At 67.5% G+C, this 16266-nt stretch carries 16 protein-coding genes and 1 pseudogene; 9 read left to right on the forward strand and 8 right to left on the reverse strand.

From position 1 onward, the window contains the following. Positions 1-362: 362 nt before the first annotated feature. From CFB52_RS10005 to CFB52_RS10020, 4 genes are all read left to right on the forward strand, one after another. The gene (locus CFB52_RS10005; protein WP_059585160.1) at positions 363-1043 is read left to right on the forward strand and encodes a PspA/IM30 family protein; all 681 of its coding nucleotides are present in this window, start codon (positions 363-365) and stop codon (positions 1041-1043) included. Positions 1044-1134: 91 nt separating this feature from the next. Continuing rightward, a complete protein-coding gene (locus CFB52_RS10010) occupies positions 1135-2316 on the forward strand; it encodes a tetratricopeptide repeat protein (protein ID WP_099316508.1) in 1182 nt (393 codons plus the stop codon). Positions 2317-2553: 237 nt separating this feature from the next. Further along, entirely contained in the window at positions 2554-2985 is a 432-nt protein-coding gene (gene mscL, locus CFB52_RS10015) for a large conductance mechanosensitive channel protein MscL (RefSeq protein WP_059585158.1), read from the forward strand. 333 nt (positions 2986-3318) lie between these two features. Further along, positions 3319-3765 carry a hypothetical protein gene (locus tag CFB52_RS10020; protein WP_006488003.1) on the forward strand — a complete coding sequence of 149 codons (447 nt, stop codon included), beginning with the start codon at positions 3319-3321 and terminating at the stop codon, positions 3763-3765. Between the two features lie 66 nt (positions 3766-3831). Here the strand turns inward: CFB52_RS10020 and CFB52_RS10025 are convergent, their stop codons facing one another. Continuing rightward, positions 3832-4725 (reverse strand): NAD(P)-dependent oxidoreductase, encoded by an 894-nt coding sequence (locus CFB52_RS10025; RefSeq protein ID WP_099316509.1) that lies wholly within the window; start codon positions 4723-4725, stop codon positions 3832-3834. Positions 4726-4869: 144 nt separating this feature from the next. Here CFB52_RS10025 and CFB52_RS10030 point away from each other — a divergent pair, with 144 nt between their 5' ends. Beyond that, positions 4870-5079: a dodecin gene (locus tag CFB52_RS10030; protein WP_006493215.1), complete on the forward strand. Its 210-nt coding sequence runs from the start codon at positions 4870-4872 to the stop codon at positions 5077-5079. Positions 5080-5289: 210 nt separating this feature from the next. Beyond that, positions 5290-6219, forward strand: a complete 930-nt coding sequence (locus CFB52_RS10035) for a LysR substrate-binding domain-containing protein (RefSeq protein WP_006478550.1) — start codon at positions 5290-5292, stop codon at positions 6217-6219. Positions 6220-6352: 133 nt separating this feature from the next. On the opposite strand, the gene CFB52_RS10040 is transcribed toward CFB52_RS10035, so the two are convergent. Further along, positions 6353-7765 (reverse strand): 8-oxoguanine deaminase, encoded by a 1413-nt coding sequence (locus CFB52_RS10040; protein ID WP_059585156.1) that lies wholly within the window; start codon positions 7763-7765, stop codon positions 6353-6355. A 507-nt stretch (positions 7766-8272) separates the two neighbouring features. On the opposite strand from CFB52_RS10040, the gene uraH reads away from it, so the two are divergent. The 3 genes and pseudogenes from uraH to CFB52_RS10060 all read left to right on the forward strand — a co-directional run. Further along, a complete protein-coding gene (uraH, locus tag CFB52_RS10050; RefSeq protein WP_099316510.1) occupies positions 8273-8626 on the forward strand; it encodes a hydroxyisourate hydrolase in 354 nt (117 codons plus the stop codon). Between the two features lie 53 nt (positions 8627-8679). Beyond that, positions 8680-9873 (forward strand): urate hydroxylase PuuD, encoded by a 1194-nt coding sequence (locus CFB52_RS10055; RefSeq protein WP_099316511.1) that lies wholly within the window; start codon positions 8680-8682, stop codon positions 9871-9873. A gap of 118 nt (positions 9874-9991) precedes the next feature. After that, a pseudogene (locus tag CFB52_RS10060) lies at positions 9992-10672 on the forward strand (LysR substrate-binding domain-containing protein); the annotation flags it as partial. 75 nt (positions 10673-10747) lie between these two features. Here CFB52_RS10060 and CFB52_RS10065 read toward each other — a convergent pair. The 6 genes from CFB52_RS10065 to CFB52_RS10090 all read right to left on the reverse strand — a co-directional run bounded on the left by CFB52_RS10065 (position 10748) and on the right by CFB52_RS10090 (position 16241). Continuing rightward, positions 10748-11260 (reverse strand): ureidoglycolate lyase, encoded by a 513-nt coding sequence (locus CFB52_RS10065; protein ID WP_059585151.1) that lies wholly within the window; start codon positions 11258-11260, stop codon positions 10748-10750. Next, positions 11257-12270, reverse strand: coding sequence for an allantoicase (gene alc, locus CFB52_RS10070; RefSeq protein ID WP_059609106.1), 1014 nt, complete (start codon positions 12268-12270; stop codon positions 11257-11259). Before alc ends, CFB52_RS10065 begins: the two co-directional genes overlap by 4 nt. Before the next feature lie 62 nt (positions 12271-12332). Further along, entirely contained in the window at positions 12333-12854 is a 522-nt protein-coding gene (gene uraD, locus CFB52_RS10075; protein ID WP_059585149.1) for a 2-oxo-4-hydroxy-4-carboxy-5-ureidoimidazoline decarboxylase, read from the reverse strand. Further along, positions 12851-13804: an allantoinase PuuE gene (puuE, locus tag CFB52_RS10080; RefSeq protein ID WP_059585148.1), complete on the reverse strand. Its 954-nt coding sequence runs from the start codon at positions 13802-13804 to the stop codon at positions 12851-12853. Before puuE ends, uraD begins: the two co-directional genes overlap by 4 nt. A gap of 150 nt (positions 13805-13954) precedes the next feature. After that, positions 13955-14746: an aspartate/glutamate racemase family protein gene (locus tag CFB52_RS10085; protein WP_099316512.1), complete on the reverse strand. Its 792-nt coding sequence runs from the start codon at positions 14744-14746 to the stop codon at positions 13955-13957. Positions 14747-14756: 10 nt separating this feature from the next. Next, the gene (locus CFB52_RS10090; RefSeq protein WP_059645464.1) at positions 14757-16241 is read right to left on the reverse strand and encodes an NCS1 family nucleobase:cation symporter-1; all 1485 of its coding nucleotides are present in this window, start codon (positions 16239-16241) and stop codon (positions 14757-14759) included. Positions 16242-16266: the final 25 nt, after the last annotated feature.

The following is a 16266-nucleotide window of genomic DNA, read 5'->3' on the forward strand; positions in this document are numbered from 1 at the left end:
GATCCGTTCCCGCGACGTGACAGCGCATTTTAATGAAATCGACCGGGGGCCTTCGCGATTTTTTGTAAAAATTCCCGCAATGGCGTGATTTCCGGCACGTATTGTCGGCATCCTCGGCCTATGATGGACACGCGACACGGCGCGTGCGCACGCGTTTCTTTCAGCCGCGAAAGGTTGGGCATCCTGATGCACGAGCCGCTTGAACTCGCGCGTTTAAGCCGTATTTAAGTGAACCGGTGGTGTAATATCCGCCGGCTCACGCGGGCCGGAACCGAAGCGGGACCGTAGCGGAACCGTAGCGGGACCAGCTCGCAGCGGGCATTGCCGCGGTCACGCGGCGCCTTTCAACCACGGAGGATTTCATGTCGCTTTTCGACTCTATTTCGCGCACGATCAAAGGCCTGCTGAACGATGCGGCCGATTCGGTACAGGATCCGTCGCGCGACGCACGGCAGATCGTGCGGGAGCTCGACGACAGCATCGGCCGTGCCGAGAATTCGCTGATCGAGATCGAGGCACAGGTCGCCACCCAGCGCAGCAAGCGCGATGCGGCCGACGACAAGGTGAAGAAGTACGAGGACGGCGCGAAGCGTGCGCTGCAGGCCGGCGACGAAGCGCTCGCCCGCGAGGCGCTCGCCGCACAGTCCAACGCGGAAGCCGAGCGCGATGCGCTCGCGGCCGAACTGGCGACGCTCGAGCCGTCGGTCGACAAGCTGAAGGGGCAGATCGCCGACATGCGCCAGCGCCGCAACGACCTCAACGCGCGCTCGAACATCCTGCAGGCCAAGCAGGAAATCGCGCAGGCGAAGGACGTGGCCGCCAGCGCGCTGGGCGGCATCGGCGGCAAGAACCTGTCCGAGGATTTCCAGAAGCTCGAGGACAAGGTCGCGCTGCAGAACGCCCGCTCGGACGCGCGCCTCAATTCGGCCGACACGTCGAGCGGCAAGGCGCTCGAGGACAAGCTCGCCGCGTTGAACAAGGGCCCGTCGGTCGAAGATCGTCTCGCCGCGCTGAAGAAGCAGCTCGATACGCCCGCGCAGTAACCGCCGCCGCGAGCCCCCGCGTCGCGCCCCGGCCCGGGCGCGCGGCGCGAACCGATCGTCAGGAGACGGGCGCGTCGCGCCCGGTTCGACCATGAAGAAATCTCTCGCCGCACTCGGCCTCTCGCTGATGTTGCTGTCGTCCGCCGCGTTTGCGGTCCCGTCGCTGCAGCAGGTCGAGCAATCGATCGCGCAGCGCAACTGGCAGCAAGCCGACACGCAGTTGTCGCAAGTCATCGACGCCCATCCGAACAACGCGCACGCGCGCTACCTGTATGCGCAGGTGCTGGACCGCGAAGGCCGCGCGTCCGACGCGCTCGCGCAACTGCAGCGCGCGAAATCGCTCGATCCGCAACTGAAGTTCACCGACGCGTCGCGCTTCGCGCAGACGGAGTCGCGCATTCGCGCCGATGCCGCGCGCGTGAGCGGCAACACGCCGTCGGCCACGCAGGCGGGCACCCTGCAGCCGGGGCTCGCTCCCGCCGTCGCGCCGGCCGAAAAACACGGCCCGTCGACCGGCATGTGGATCGGCCTCGGGCTGATCGTCGCCGTGATCGCGCTGGTGCTGCGCTGGACGCTGCGACGCGCGCGCACGGCCGACGACGGCCGCGCCGACGACGAACGCCGCACGCAGCTCAAGCGCGCGACCGACGTGCTGAACGACATCCGGCCGCTGAAGCTCGATGCGAAGCTGTCGACGGCGCCCGGCGCCGCGGCGCTGACCGGCGAGCTCGAAGCGATCGAGAACGACGCGCGCACGCTCGTCGAGACGCTCTCGAGCGGCAAGAATCCGGTGCCGCCGTATCGCGTCGATGAACTCGAACAGCGCCACGCCAGCGTGAAGGCGCGCGTCGAAGGCCGTCCCGACCCGGCGGCGCCGCCCGCGGCGCCGGCGAACGGCAGCGGCTCCGTGTACGCGCAGGAAGCCGACCGCATGACGGGCGCCCAGGGCCAGCCGTATCAGCAGCAGCCCTACCCGCCGCAACAGCCCTATCCGCAACAGCAGCCGCCCGTCGTGATTCAGCAAGGCGGCGGTTTCGGCGGCGGGATGGGCGGGCTCCTGACCGGCGTGCTGCTCGGCGAAGCGATGTCGGGCGGCCGCGAGCGCGTGGTCGAACGCGACGTGATCGTCGACGGCGAACGCCACCGGCAGGAGGCCGACCCGGGCTTCGACCTCGGCCGCGGCGACGATTCGAGCTGGAGCGACGGCAATGGTGGCGGTGGGGGCATGGACCTCGGCAGCAACGACGACGGTTGGACCGACGACAACACCTGAAGCACCGACGGCCAGGCGTCGACGTCCGTCTCGACGCCCGGCCGCGCACGCCGCGCGCTGCCGCATGGCCGCCCGCTGCCGACGCGCGGATTTGTCAATCATTTCAAGATGGACTACCGGCAATGGGGCACGTTCGCTATCATGCGGCCATCGGCGTGCCACCGACCCTCATTCGACGCAAGGCAATCCTGCGCGTCGCGGCACGCCTCCCCCGCCCCAAACAGGAGAAAGCCGCTCATGAGCATCATCAAGGAATTCAAGGAGTTCGCCGTCAAGGGCAACGTGATGGATCTCGCCGTCGGCGTGATCATCGGCGGCGCGTTCTCGAAGATCGTCGACTCGGTCGTGAAGGATCTCATCATGCCGGTCATCGGCGTGCTGACCGGCGGCCTGGATTTCTCGAACAAGTTCATTCTGCTCGGCACCATCCCCCCGTCGTTCAAGGGTAATCCCGATTCGTTCAAGGACCTGCAGGCCGCGGGCGTCGCCGCATTCGGCTACGGCTCGTTCATCACCGTGGCGATCAATTTCGTGATCCTCGCGTTCATCATTTTCCTGATGGTGAAATTCATCAACAAGCTGCGCAAGCCGGAAGAAGCCGCGCCGGCCGCGACGCCGGAAGACATCGTGCTGCTGCGCGAGATCCGCGATTCGCTCAAGCAGCGCTGATCGCGCCGCGCTTCGCGTGCCAGGCCCGCCCCGTGCGGGCCTTTTTATTGCGCATGCGATGCACCGCCGCATGCGGCCCATCTCACTTTTTTGTGACGGGCGAATGCACGCGCGGGAAAAGCAGGTCTATGATGGAGACTAAACGACAGTACGGGCGCCAAGACGCTGGCTGTGTCGATCATGGCGAGCAGGTCGACGGGAGACATTGATCGTCGTACTGCACGAATGCAGCATTTTCGTGTGCTATAAAGGATCGACATGCGGCGTACATAGCCGGGAGTGGGTCGCATGAAAGTGCCGCATTTCTTGCAATTGTTTTTGAGGCGAGTGTTTATGTCCTTCCCGAAAAAACGTCGGCGTGCGCCGCAGGATGGCCAGGAGTCGTTCCTCGCGGTCTTGCGCCACTCGAAGCCGTTTGCCCAGCTCGACACCAAGATTGCCCGCGCCCGCGCGCAGGACGAGCCCGTCCTCTATGCGCACGTGCTGCCCGGCCTCGACGTGCTCCTGTGCAGCGTGCGCGGCGCGCAGCCGCCCTATCCGGCCATCGCCGAGCTGCGCAAGCGCTGCATCGAATCGATCGCCAACGCGCTCGAGCAACCGCTCGACGGCCTCGAGAACGGTGGTTACTGGTACGAAGCGAACGGCTTCGGCTTCCTCGTGTTCGCCAGCCGCGCGCGTGCGCGCATCCTGCCCGAGTTTGGTGCGGGCACGAAAGCGAGCCTGCGCGGCGGCCTCGGCCGCCAGAACGCCGGCGATACGACACCCCGCTCGCTCGGCTGATCCCCCAGTCATTCGATGGGCCGCCTCCGGGCGGCCCATCTGCCATTCACGCGCCCTGCTTGCCCGTCACGGCGCCTGCCGGCGACCGTTTCCCGGCCGCACGATGTCGATGAACGCGGCGAAATCGGCGCCGGCCAGCCCCTGCGCGGCGCCGAGCCTCAGCACCTGCTGCACGGTGGCCGACACGGGCATCACCGCGCCCGTGTCGCGCGCGGCGTCCGCGATGGCGTCGACATCCTTTTGAAACGTACTCAGCGCGCCGATCGCAGGATGGCCGCCCGACGTCATGCGCGGCACGAAGGTCTGCAGCAGCACCGAATCGGCCCATCCGCCCGCCAGCGCCTCGGCCAGACGCGCGGCGTCGATGCCGCTCGCCTGCGCCAGGCCGACCGCCTCGGCGATCGCGGCGATCGTCGCGGTGACGATCGCCTGGTTGCACAGTTTCGCCGTCTGGCCCGCCCCCGCGTCGCCCATGTGCGTGATGCGCGACGCGTACGTATCGATCAACGGGCGCACCGCGTCGAGATCGGCCGCGCGGCCGCCGGCCATCACCGCGAGCGTGCCGGCCTGCGCGCCCGGCACGCCGCCGGACACCGGCGCATCGACCCAGCCGACGCCGAGCGCGGCCGCACGCGCCGCATAGTCGCGCGTGACGGCGGGCGGAATGCTCGAATGATCGACGATGCGCCGCACGCGACGCGCGCTCGCGTCACCGGAAAGCAGCCCGTGCTCGCCGAACACGACGTCGCCGACCGCCCGGCCGTCGAGCACGCACACGAACGCCGTCTCGACGCGCTCGGCCAGCTCGCGCGGCGTGCCGACCACCTGCGCGCCGTCCTTCACCAGCGCCTCGGCCTTCTCGCGCGAGCGGTTCCACACGCTCACGCGATGCCCGGCCGCCAGCAAATGCCGAATCATCGGCGCGCCCATCAATCCCGGTCCGCAAAATCCGACTTCCACGTTCGTCGTCTCCGATATGGGTTGCAGTTGCCGCCCATCATACCTATCACTCAAGAAGCCGGGCACGCACGCGGAACCAAAGCGGGACCGCCTCGGGACCGCGCCTTGCACCGGCAAAACAGATCGATATCCCAGGGAGGCATCATGAGCGACCACGTGTACAAGATGATCGAGCTGACCGGATCGTCGCGGCAATCGAGCGACGACGCGATTCGCAACGCGATCTCGAAAGCCGGCAAGACGCTGCACAACCTGCACTGGTTCCAGGTGACCGAAACCCGCGGCCACATCGAAGGCGATCAGGTCGTGCACTGGCAGGTCACGCTGAAGGTCGGCATGCGCATCGACGACTGACGCACCCGTCGCCAGCCGCCGCGCCGCGGTCCGGATCCGCGCAATACGGATCCGCGCGGCGCCGCGCGCCCATCCGTTCAGGCCCCTTGTCGCGGCCCGGCCGGCGGATACCTGCGGGTATCCATCTCTTGACGCTGATTTTCGTTCATATTAAAAACGATATACCCCACCCACTCCTCGATCAGCCCAGCCATATAACCCGGAGATAACATGAGTCAGCAACGCGAGGCGATCGACACGTACCTCTTGCGCGTCTTGCACACCTTGTTGATGGAGCGCAGCGTCACGCGCGCGGCCGTCAAACTGAACCAGTCGCAACCGGCGATCAGCGCCGCGCTGCGGCGCCTGCGCGACATCACCGGCGATCCGCTGCTGGTGCGCGGCAAGTCCGGCATGGTGCCGACCGAATACGGGCTGCGCCTGCTCGAGCCCGTGCAGAACGCACTACGTGAAATCGAGCGCATCAAGTTCCAGCAGCACAACTTCGACCCGGCCACGTCGATCCGCTGCTACCGGATCGGCTGCCCCGACTACCTGAACGTGCTGTTCGTGCCGACCGTCGTCGAACGCTTTCGCCTGGCCGCGCCGAATGCGACGCTCGAGTTCCACTCGCTCGGCCCCGCGTTCGACTACGAGCTCGCGCTGGAAGACGGCAAGCTCGACATCGTCGTCGGCAACTGGCCCGAGCCGCCCGAGCAACTGCACCTGTCGAACCTGTTCGTCGATGAAATCGTCTGCCTGATGAGCAACACGCACCCGTTCGCGAAGCGCGGCGGGCTCACGCTCGACCAGTACCTGAACGCGCCGCATCTCGCGCCGACGCCGTACTCGGTCGGCCAGCGCGGCGCGATCGACGTGCATCTCGCGCGCGAACGGCTCAAGCGCCACGTGGTCGTCACGCTGCCGTACTTCAACCTCGCGCCTTACGTGCTCGTGAAGTCGGACCTGATCTTCACGACCACGCGGCTGTTCGCCGATCATTACGCGAAGTTCCTGCCGTTGTCGGTCGTGCCCGCGCCGCTCGACTTCCCGCCGATGCAGTACTACCAGCTGTGGCACGAGCGCTGCCATTACTCCGACGAAGTGCGCTGGCTGCGCAGCCTCGTCGCCGAAGCCACCCGCACGCTGATCGAGGCGTAAGCGCACAGGGCGCGCCCCGCGCGCGCGCCGGTCACGCCGTTGCGCGTGGCCGCGGCGGGTTGCGCGGCGGGCGGTGGCCGCCACGGCCGCGCACCCGATCCGCAACGTGCTGCGCGACCTCCGCGCCGACGCGTCAGCGCGACGCTTCCACGAGCGCGTGCGCAAGCGCGTTGTGACGCTCGATCACGGGCGGCAGATCGAGCGTCGCCAGCCGCCCTTCGCGCACCACCACCTTGCCGTTCACCACCGTGTACGCCGTCTGCGACGGCGCGCAGAACACGAGCGCCGCGACCGGATCGTGCAGCGCGCCCGCGAACAGCGGCTGACGCAGGTCGAACGCGGCGAAATCCGCGGCCATGCCGGGTTTCAGCGCGCCGATGTCGTCGCGGTTCAGCACCTTCGCGCCGCCGAGCGTCGCGATCTCGAGCGCCTCGCGCGCGGTCATCGCGTCGGGCCCGAAGCCGACGCGCTGCAACAGCAGCGCCTGGCGTACCTCGGCGACCATCTGCGCGCCATCGTTCGACGCGGAACCGTCGACGCCGAGCCCCACCGGCACGCCCGCGAGCCGCATCTTCTTCACCGGCGCGATGCCGGACGCGAGCCGCATGTTCGAGCACGGGCAATGCGCGACACCCGTGCCGGTGCGCGCGAACAGGCCGATGCCCGCATCGTCGAGCTGCACGCAGTGCGCATGCCACACGTCGTGACCGACCCAGCCGAGGTCTTCCGCGTATTCGGCCGGCGTCATCCCGAACTTCTCGCGGCTGTATGCGATGTCGTTGACGTTCTCCGCGAGGTGCGTGTGCAGCGACACGCCGTATTCGCGCGCGAGCACGGCCGCGTCGCGCATCAACTCGCGGCTCACCGAGAATGGCGAGCACGGCGCGACCACCACGCGCAGCATCGCGTAGCGCCCTTCGTCGTGATAGGTCTCGATCAGGCGCTGCGTGTCGCGCAGGATATCGGGTTCGCGCTCGACGACCGAATCGGGCGGCAGCCCGCCGTCGCGCTGGCCGACGCTCATCGCGCCGCGGCTCGCGTGAAAGCGCATGCCGATCCGCCGCGCGGCGCCGATGCTGTCGTCGAGCCGGCTGCCGTTCGGATAGATGTACAGATGGTCGCTCGACGTCGTGCAGCCCGACTGCAGCAGCTCGGCCATCGCGGTGAGCGTCGACACCTCGATCATCTCGGGCGTCAGGTGCGCCCAGATCCGGTACAGGTTCGTGAGCCAGCCGAACAGTTCGGCGTTCTGCGCGGCCGGCACCGCGCGCGTGAGGCTCTGGTACATGTGGTGATGCGTGTTCACGAGCCCCGGGATCACGAGGTGGCCGCGCAGGTCGAGCACTTCGTCGGCCGTGTCGGGCAGCTCGGCGCTCGGGCCGACCGCGACGATCCGGTTGTCTTCGATGTAGAGCCCCGCGTCGCGCAGCTCGCGGCGCGTGTCGTCCATGGTCACGAGCACGTCGGCGTGCTTGACCAGCAGGGTCGTCGGGCGGGATGAGGTGGGGTTCGGCGCGCGTGCGCCGGCGTGCTGCTCGAGATTCATGCGTTCTCCGCGTCGGTCTGCCTCCCGGGTTGCCCTGGAGGCGGTCACACAGCCGTTCGAACGCTGAATCGCGGCACGCCCCGGTGCCTGCGTCCGTTCGAACGCCCTGGCCCGGTTACCCGGCGTGCTCGCCGTCTTCGGGGTACGCGCGGGCCACGGGCCGACGCGCACGGCGGGAGGATCGCCCAAGCGCGCGCCGCGCACAATGCGCGATCCCGAATACCGTCCTTCAGGGATTCGGTATGGTACGCCGCCCGCCACCCCGCCGGGCGCCCGGCATCCACGCGCGAAGCCCTGTCGGGCGGGCCGTCGACAGCCGCTCATGCGCGGCGCATTATCTTCGATATCGCGCACGTATTTGCACGGGGAACCTTTTTACAATGCCTGCACGGCGCTCGCTTCACGCTCGCCGACGGGTATGTAGCCACGTGACGTGGAGCCTCGATCCGCCGCACAGTCATGGATCGGGTCGCCGCCGAACCTCGCATTCACACAAGGACACAACGAATGGGAAAGCTCACTACCCACGTACTCGATACGGCGCACGGCCGTCCCGGCGCGGCCGTCAAGGTCGACCTCTACGCGCTGGACGGCGAATCGCGCCGCGCGATCAAGACCGTGCTGACCAATAGCGACGGCCGCTGCGACGAACCGCTGCTCGAAGGCCCCGCACTCGCCGCCGGCGAATACGAACTCGTGTTCCATGCCGGCGACTACTTCGCGTCGCTCGGCGTGAAGGTGCCCGAACCCCGCTTCGTCGACCGCGTCGTGCTGCGCTTCGGCATCGCCGACACCGGCGCGCACTACCACGTGCCGCTGCTCGTGTCGCCGTGGTCGTACAGCACCTATCGCGGCAGCTGACACACGAATCGGCGCCTGCATCAAGACAAACGATCTGAGTCTGGAGGAGTTTCATGGAAGGCTTCATCACCGACTGGCTGAACCTCGCGCTGCGATGGCTGCACGTCATCGTCGCCATCGCGTGGATCGGCGAGTCGTTCTATTTCGTCGCGCTCGACAACAGCCTGAAACCGCCGACCGACGCGAACCAGCGCAAGCGCGGCGTGTTCGGCGAGCTGTGGCACGTCCACGGCGGCGGTTTCTACAACATGCAGAAGTACACGGTCGCCCCGCCGGAAATGCCGGACGACCTGCACTGGTCGAAGTGGCCGTCGTACACGACGTGGCTGTCGGGCTTCACGCTGTTCTTCGTGCTGTACCTGCTCGCCCCGAACACGTACCTGATCGACAAGAACGTGCTCGACATGGGCCCGGTCGTCGCCGTCGCCTCCGCGCTCGGCTTCCTCGCGGCCGGCTGGATCGTGTACGACTCGCTGTGCCGCATCCTCGGCACCAACGACCGCGTGCTCGGCATCTGCGTGGGCCTCTACGTCGTCGCCGCCGCGTACCTCGCATGCCACATCTTCTCGGGCCGGGCCGCCTACCTGATCGTCGGCGCGATGCTCGCGACGATCATGTCGGCGAACGTGTTCTTCGTGATCATCCCGGGCCAGCGCAAGATGGTCGACAAGATGCTCAAGGGCGAGGAACCGAATCCGATCTACGGCAAGCGCGGCAAGCAGCGCTCGGTGCACAACACGTACTTCACGCTGCCGGTCGTGTTCGCGATGCTGTCGAACCACTATGCGATGACGTACACGAACAAGTTCAACTGGGTCGTGCTCGTGCTGATCATGCTGGCCGGTGCGCTGATTCGCCAGTTCTTCGTGATGCGCCACCGCGGCAAGCAGCTGTGGTACCTGCCGATCGGCGGCGTCGCGCTGCTGTCGGGCGCGCTGGTGTGGACGATGCCGAAGCCGGTGGCGCCGGAAGCGCAAGCGGCCAACGCACCGAAGATCGTGATCAACGACATCATGCCGATCCTGCAGCAGCGCTGCGTCGCGTGCCACTCGGCCAAGCCGACGCTGATGGGCAGCGCGCCCGCCGGCGTGATGTTCGACACGCCGGAAGAAGTGTCGAAGAACGCACAGCGCATCTACGACCAGGCCGTGCGCCTGAAGGCGATGCCGATCGGCAACGTCACGCACATGACCGACGACGAGCGAACGAAGCTCGCCGCGTGGTTCGAGGGCGGCGCGGTCAAGTAAGCCGCCCGCCGGGCACCGGAAATCATTCACCGGCGCCAGCCTCTTCGTTCTCGGGCCCGGTGACGGGCCCGTTTTTTTGCCCGCGCGGGGGCTGAATGCGCTTCGCGCGTCAGTCGGGCGAGTGGACGTGCCGACCCCGTTCGCGCGCCTGATCCTGATCCCGGCGCTACCCGCGTTTCATGCGCGCCATCCGGACATCCAGCTCGACATGGGCGTGAGCGACCGCGTGGTCGACGTGATCGGCGAGAACGTCGATTGCGTCGTGCGCGGCGGCGAGCCGACCGACGGCGCGCTGGTCGCACGCCACATCGGCGACCTGCGGCTCGGCGTGTACGCATCGCCCGCCTATCTCGCGCGCGCCGGCACGCCGTCGCATCCGGCCGAGCTCGAAGAAACGCATCACCGGGTCGTCGGCTTTCTGTGGGCGCGCACCGGCAAGACGCTGCCGTTCGCGATGGCACGCGACGGCGAGCAGGTCAACGTGCGCGGGCGCTACGTGCTCGCGGTCGACGACGGCAATGCGTACCTCGAAGCCGGCCTCGCGGGGCTCGGCATCCTGTGGCTGCCGGACTACATGGCCGCCGCGCATCGCGCGAGCGGCGAGCTGGTGCCGCTGTTCGAGCAGTGGCAACTCGAACCGATGCCGATGTATGTCGCCTTCCCGCCGAACCGGCACGTCAGCGCGAAGCTGCGCGTATTCGTCGACTGGGTGGCCGAGCTGATGGCGCGGCATGCGCCGGTCGCGAGCCGCCGCCGCGGTCAGGGTGCGCGCGATACGCGCAAGGGCACGGCGGCCTGATTCGCCTGAAAACAACGCGCATGAAAAAACCCGCGCGAATCGCGCGGGTTTCGATCGACGGACGATCGGCCCGACTCAGGCCGTCAACGCATGCAGCGCGTCGTCGGTGAGCCACAGCGATTCCGGCAGATCCTGCTCGTTCAGGTTCAGGCCGTCGCCGCCACGATCGACGACGATGAAGTCGCTGACGCCGCCGAGCGCGATCAGCGGGTGATGCCACACGCCCTTCGCGTAGTTCACGCCCTGCCAGCCGCTCGTGACGAACGCGCGGATCTTCGCCGGATCGAGATCGCCCGCCGGCGCGACGACGACGAGATACGGCCGGTCGTTCAGCGGCACGAACGCCTGACTGCCGAGCGGGTGCCGCTCCAGCATCTTCACTTCGAACGGCAGCGTGCGCGGCTGGCCGCGAAACAGGTTGACGAGCGGGCGGCCGCCTTCGTCGGCCACGTCGACTTTCGCGAGATCGTGAAAGCGGATCGTCGTGCCGAGGTTGATCGGGATCTGCTTCGCCCCTTCCGTTTCGATCACGTCGCCGAACGGCGCGAAGGCTTCCCTGGTCAGCGGTTCGATGGCAAGCGTCTTCATTTGTCGAGCGTCCCCCACAGGCGCAGGCGCGACACGCCGCCGTCCGGAATGATGTTCAGCCGCACGTGCGTGACCGGGCCGAGCGACGCGATCTCATGTTCGAAGTAGTGCTGCTTGTCCATCTGCAGCTTCTGCTCGCCGAGCAGCACCGGCCAGAACATCGACTGCGTGATCAGCGAGCTGTCGGTGCCGCCCGACACGTACGCGGCCTGGATCGAGCAGCGGTCCGGGTAGTTGCCCTTGAAGAACGCGGTATCGACTTCGATCTTGCGGATCACGCCCGGCTGCGCGAGCGCGATGATCGCCCAGTCGTTGCCGGGCTCGCGGCGGCGGCGGGTTTCCCAGCCGTCGCCCATGTTCACGCCGCGGCCCGGCAGCAGCAGGTTCGACGCGACGCCGAAGTGCTGGTTGTTCGCGGCCACCACGTAGCCGCCGTTTTCCATCGCCGCGAGATCGAACTGCTCGGTCGCGCTCGCGCCGGCCCAGTCGAGCTGCGGCTGGCCATACACGCGCAGGCGCGCGATGCCGCCGTCCGGGTAGATGTTCACGCGCAGGTGCGTGAACGCACGCGCGTCGCTCGCCTCGACGTAGTGATGGCTGTTGCCCTGCAGCGTCGTCGACGGCACGATCTCGACCCAGTCGGTCGCCTGCGTCGGCGCGCCGTCGGCCACGAACGCGGCCTCGATCGACGCGGCCGGCGGGAAGTTGCCGGTGAAGTGGCTCGTGTCGATGTCGAAGCCCTTGATCACGCCCGGCCGCGCGAGCTTGACGATGCACCAGTCGTAGCCGGTCGTACGCTTGCGGCGCGTTTCCCAGCCGTCCATCCACTTGCCGTGATCGTCGTACTTGCCGGGAATGAAGACGGCCGGCTCGGGGTTCAGCATCCGCTCCTTCGGCGCGAAGAAATCGTCGCTGGCCTCGAGCGCCTGCGCACCGAGACGCGGGTCGGCAAGGTTCACGTAGCGCCGCGTGAAATCGGGTGCGTTCGGATCGAGAAGCGGAACAGCCATGATGTTTCCTTGTTTCAGTGAAGCGATCGGGCCGCCGCGACGCGGCGGCCCAGAGTGCGGTGTCAGGCGTCGATCAGGTCGTCGAGGCGAAAGCGCGCGATCCGGTAGATCTGGTCGAGGCTCGCGCGCAGCTCCTCGTCGCGCGAATGATTCACGCGCGACTCGAAGTTCGCGATGATGCCGTGCCGGTCATAGCCGCGCACCGCGAGGATGAACGGGAAGCCGAATTTCTCGCGATACGTGCGGTTCAGCGTCAGCAGCTTGTCGAATTCTTCCTGCGTGCACTGGTCGAGGCCCGCGCCGCTCTGCTCGCGGGTCGACTCGGCCGTCAGCTCGCCGCGCACGGCGGCCTTGCCGGCCAGCTCCGGGTGGGCGTTGATCAGGGCGAGCTGGCGCGCTTCGCCACCGGTTTCCACCGCATCCGACATCGTCTCGTGCAGCGCGTCGATGCTCGCGAACGGCCGCTTGCCCGCGGCGACCTCGGCCACCCACGGCGAATGTTCGAAGATGCCCGACAGCGCCGCGACGAATGCGCCGGGCGCCATCGTGTTCAGTTGCTCCAACGTGTAACGCATCGCCTTCATGCTTTCCCTTCGTTTCGATGATTGGGCTGATACGGATGATGTTCACGCCAGTGACGCGCGATATCGACACGGCGCGTCACCCATACGCGATCGTGCTGCTCGATGTGGTCGAGAAAACGCTGCAGCCCGCGGAACCGGCCCGGCCGGCCGAGCAGCCGGCAGTGCATGCCGATCGACAGCATCTTCGGCGCCTCGTCGCCCTCCGCATACAGCACGTCGAAGGCGTCGCGCAGGTACTGGAAGAAGTGGTCGCCGGTGTTGAAGCCCTGCGGCGTCGCGAAACGCATGTCGTTCGTGTCGAGCGTGTACGGCACGATCAGTTGCGGCGACGTGCGGCCGCCCGACACCTCGACGTCCATCCAGAACGGCAGGTCGTCGCCGTAGTTGTCGGAGTCGTACAGGAAGCCGCCGTATTCGGCGACCAGGCGGTGCGTATTGGGGCTGTCGCGGCCCGTGTACCAGCCGAGCGGACGCTCGCCCGTCACGCGCTCGATCGCCTCCATCCCGAGGCGCATGTGCTCGGCTTCGAGCTCCGGCGTCATGCTCTGGTAGTGGATCCAGCGCCAGCCGTGGCACGCGATTTCATGGCCGAGCTCGACGAATGCGCGCGCAAGCTCCGGATGACGCTCGATCGCCATGCCGACGCCGAATACCGTCAGCGGCAATCCGCGCTTCTCGAACTCGCGCAGGATGCGCCACACGCCGGCCCGCGACCCGTATTCGTAGATCGACTCCATGCTCATGTGGCGGTCCGGGTACGCGGCCGCGCCGACGATTTCGGACAGGAACTGCTCGGAGCCCGGATCGCCGTGCAGCACGCAGTTCTCGCCGCCCTCCTCGTAGTTCAGCACGAATTGCACGGCGACGCGGGCGCGCCCCGGCCAGTTCGCCTGCACGGGATGGCGGCCGTAGCCGATCAGGTCGCGAGGATAGTTGGGATCGAGTGGCATGGGTTCGAGGTGCGGCGAAAGCCTTGCTGAAGTAATGGGTTCGCATCGGCTGCACGGCGCCCCGAGGCCGGCCGCACGAGCCGATGCGATGACGGCCCAGTGTAGCGAAAACGCTCATACGCGCCCATACAGCGGCGCAGATAGTGCGTGTCAGACGGTGTGTATGTGCGGTTGCGGCAAATTCGGGCCCGGCTGCGCCGCCTCGCCGTCCGGCGGGCTGAAGCGGGCGAACGCGCCGTCGTAGCGCTTCGGCAGCGGGCGCGCGTAGTCGCCGCGCTTCGCGGTCGCGAGGCCCAGCGCGACGAGCGCCTCGGCCCACTTCACGGCCGCCGTGACGCCCTCGACCACCGGCGCGCCGATCTGCTGCTCGATCTCGTGCGCGAATTCGGCCATTCCCGCGCAGCCGAGCACGATCGCGTCGGCGCCGTCCTCGTCGAGCGCGCGCCGGCATTCGTCGACGATGATCCGGCGCGCGGCCGAGCCGGGCCGGTCGAGTTCGAGCACCGCGACGTCGGTCGCGCGCACGTTGCGGCAGAACCGCTTCATCCCGTAGCGTTCCGCGAGGTGCCACGCCATCCCGCAGGTACGCGCGAGCGTCGTGACGACCGAGAAGCCCGGCGCCAGCACGCTCGCCGCATGCATCGCGGCCTCGGCGATGCCGATCACCGGCCCGCGCGCGAGCTCGCGCGCCGCATACAGGCCCGGATCGCCGAAACACGCGATCACGTACGCGTCGCAACCGTCGCGCTCGCCTTGCGCGATCTCGGCAAGCAGCCCCGGCGTCGCGAGCGCCTCGTCGTAATACCCTTCGATCGACGGCGGCCCCATCGGCGGGCTCACGGCCACGATCTCCGTGCCTGCGGCCGCGACCTCGCGCGCGCACCGGCCCATCGCGTCGGTCATCCGCTGCGTCGTGTTCGGATTGATCAGTCGGATCTTCATCGCACGCTCCTTACGCCTTCGCACTCGCGAGCATCCGGTAGAACACGAAGCCGAGCCCCGCGCCGATGAACCACGAGAAATTCGCGACGCCCTCCCAGCCCGGCACCATCACGCAGGCGACCGCGATCACCGCGGCCGGCAGCAGCGCGGCGAGCGCGCGGCGATTCACGCCGCCCGTATACCAGTAGGCGCCGCTTTCCGACATCGTGTACAGGTCGTCGCGCACGAGGCGGCCGCGCTTGACGAGATAGAAGTCGGCGATGAGCACGCCGTACAGCGGCCCGATGAACGCGCCAAGCACGTCGAGCGTGTAGTGGATCACGGCCGGGTTGTTGAACAGGTTCCACGGCGTGATGAAGATCGACGCGACGGCGGCGAGCATCCCGCCCGCGCGCCAGCTGATCAGGCGCGGCGCGACGTTCGAGAAATCGAACGCGGGCGACACGAAGTTCGCGACGATGTTGATGCCGATCGTCGCGATCGTGAACGTCAGCGCGCCGAGGATCACCGCGGTCGGATGGTCGATGCGGCCGACCGTCTCGACCGGGTCCGTGATGAGCTGGCCGAACACCGGCAGCGTCGCGGCGGTGGTGATCACCGTGACGAGCGAGAACGCGAGGAAGTTGACCGGCAGCCCCCAGAAATTGCCGCGCTTCACGTCGCCGAACGAGCGGCAGTAGCGCGAGAAATCGCCGAAGTTCAGCATCGGCCCGGAGAAGTACGACACGACGAGCGACACGGCGGTGATCATCACCGGAATCACTTCCGCGCCGTGATACTTGACGCCGCCGAGGTTGATGCCGATGTTGCGCCAGCCCGCGCGCCACACCATGTAGCCGGCGAGGATGAACATCACGACGTAGACGGCCGGGCCCGCGAAATCGATGAACTTCTTGATCGTCTCCATCCCGTTCCAGAACACGAACGCCTGGAGCACCCACAGCAGCATGAAGCCGGCCCAGCCGACCGCCGACAGCCCGAGAAAGCCGTAGCGATGGACGTCCGCGTACGGCAGCCATTGCGGGAAGAATTTGAGCACGACGATCACGAGCGCGCTCGACGCCAGATACGTCTGGATCCCGTACCACGCGATCGCGATCAACCCGCGGATCACGGCCGGCACGTTCGCGCCGAGCACGCCGAACGTCGCGCGGCACGCGACCGGATACGGCACGCCGATCTGCTGGCTCGGCCGCGCGATCAGGTTGCACAGCGCGTTCACGAGGCCGATGCCGACGATCAGCGCGATCAGCACCTGCCAGCTCGTCAGCCCGAGCGCGAACAGGCTGCCCGCGAACACGTAACCGCCGACGCTGTGCACGTCCGACATCCAGAACGCGAAGATGTTGTACGCACCCCATGTCTGATTTCTAAGGGGTGCCAAATCTTCGTTGTACAGACGTTCGCTGTAACCATCCGGCAGTGCCGGACCACCGCCCTCGCCGCCTTCTTCCGCCGGATAGGCGCTGTCGTGCGCCACACTGAACTGAGCCATGACTTCTCCTTGACGCGGCCGCAAG

This window comes from Burkholderia sp. AU18528 (genome assembly GCF_002223215.2).
GTDB classification, from domain to species: Bacteria; Pseudomonadota; Gammaproteobacteria; order Burkholderiales; family Burkholderiaceae; genus Burkholderia; species Burkholderia semiarida.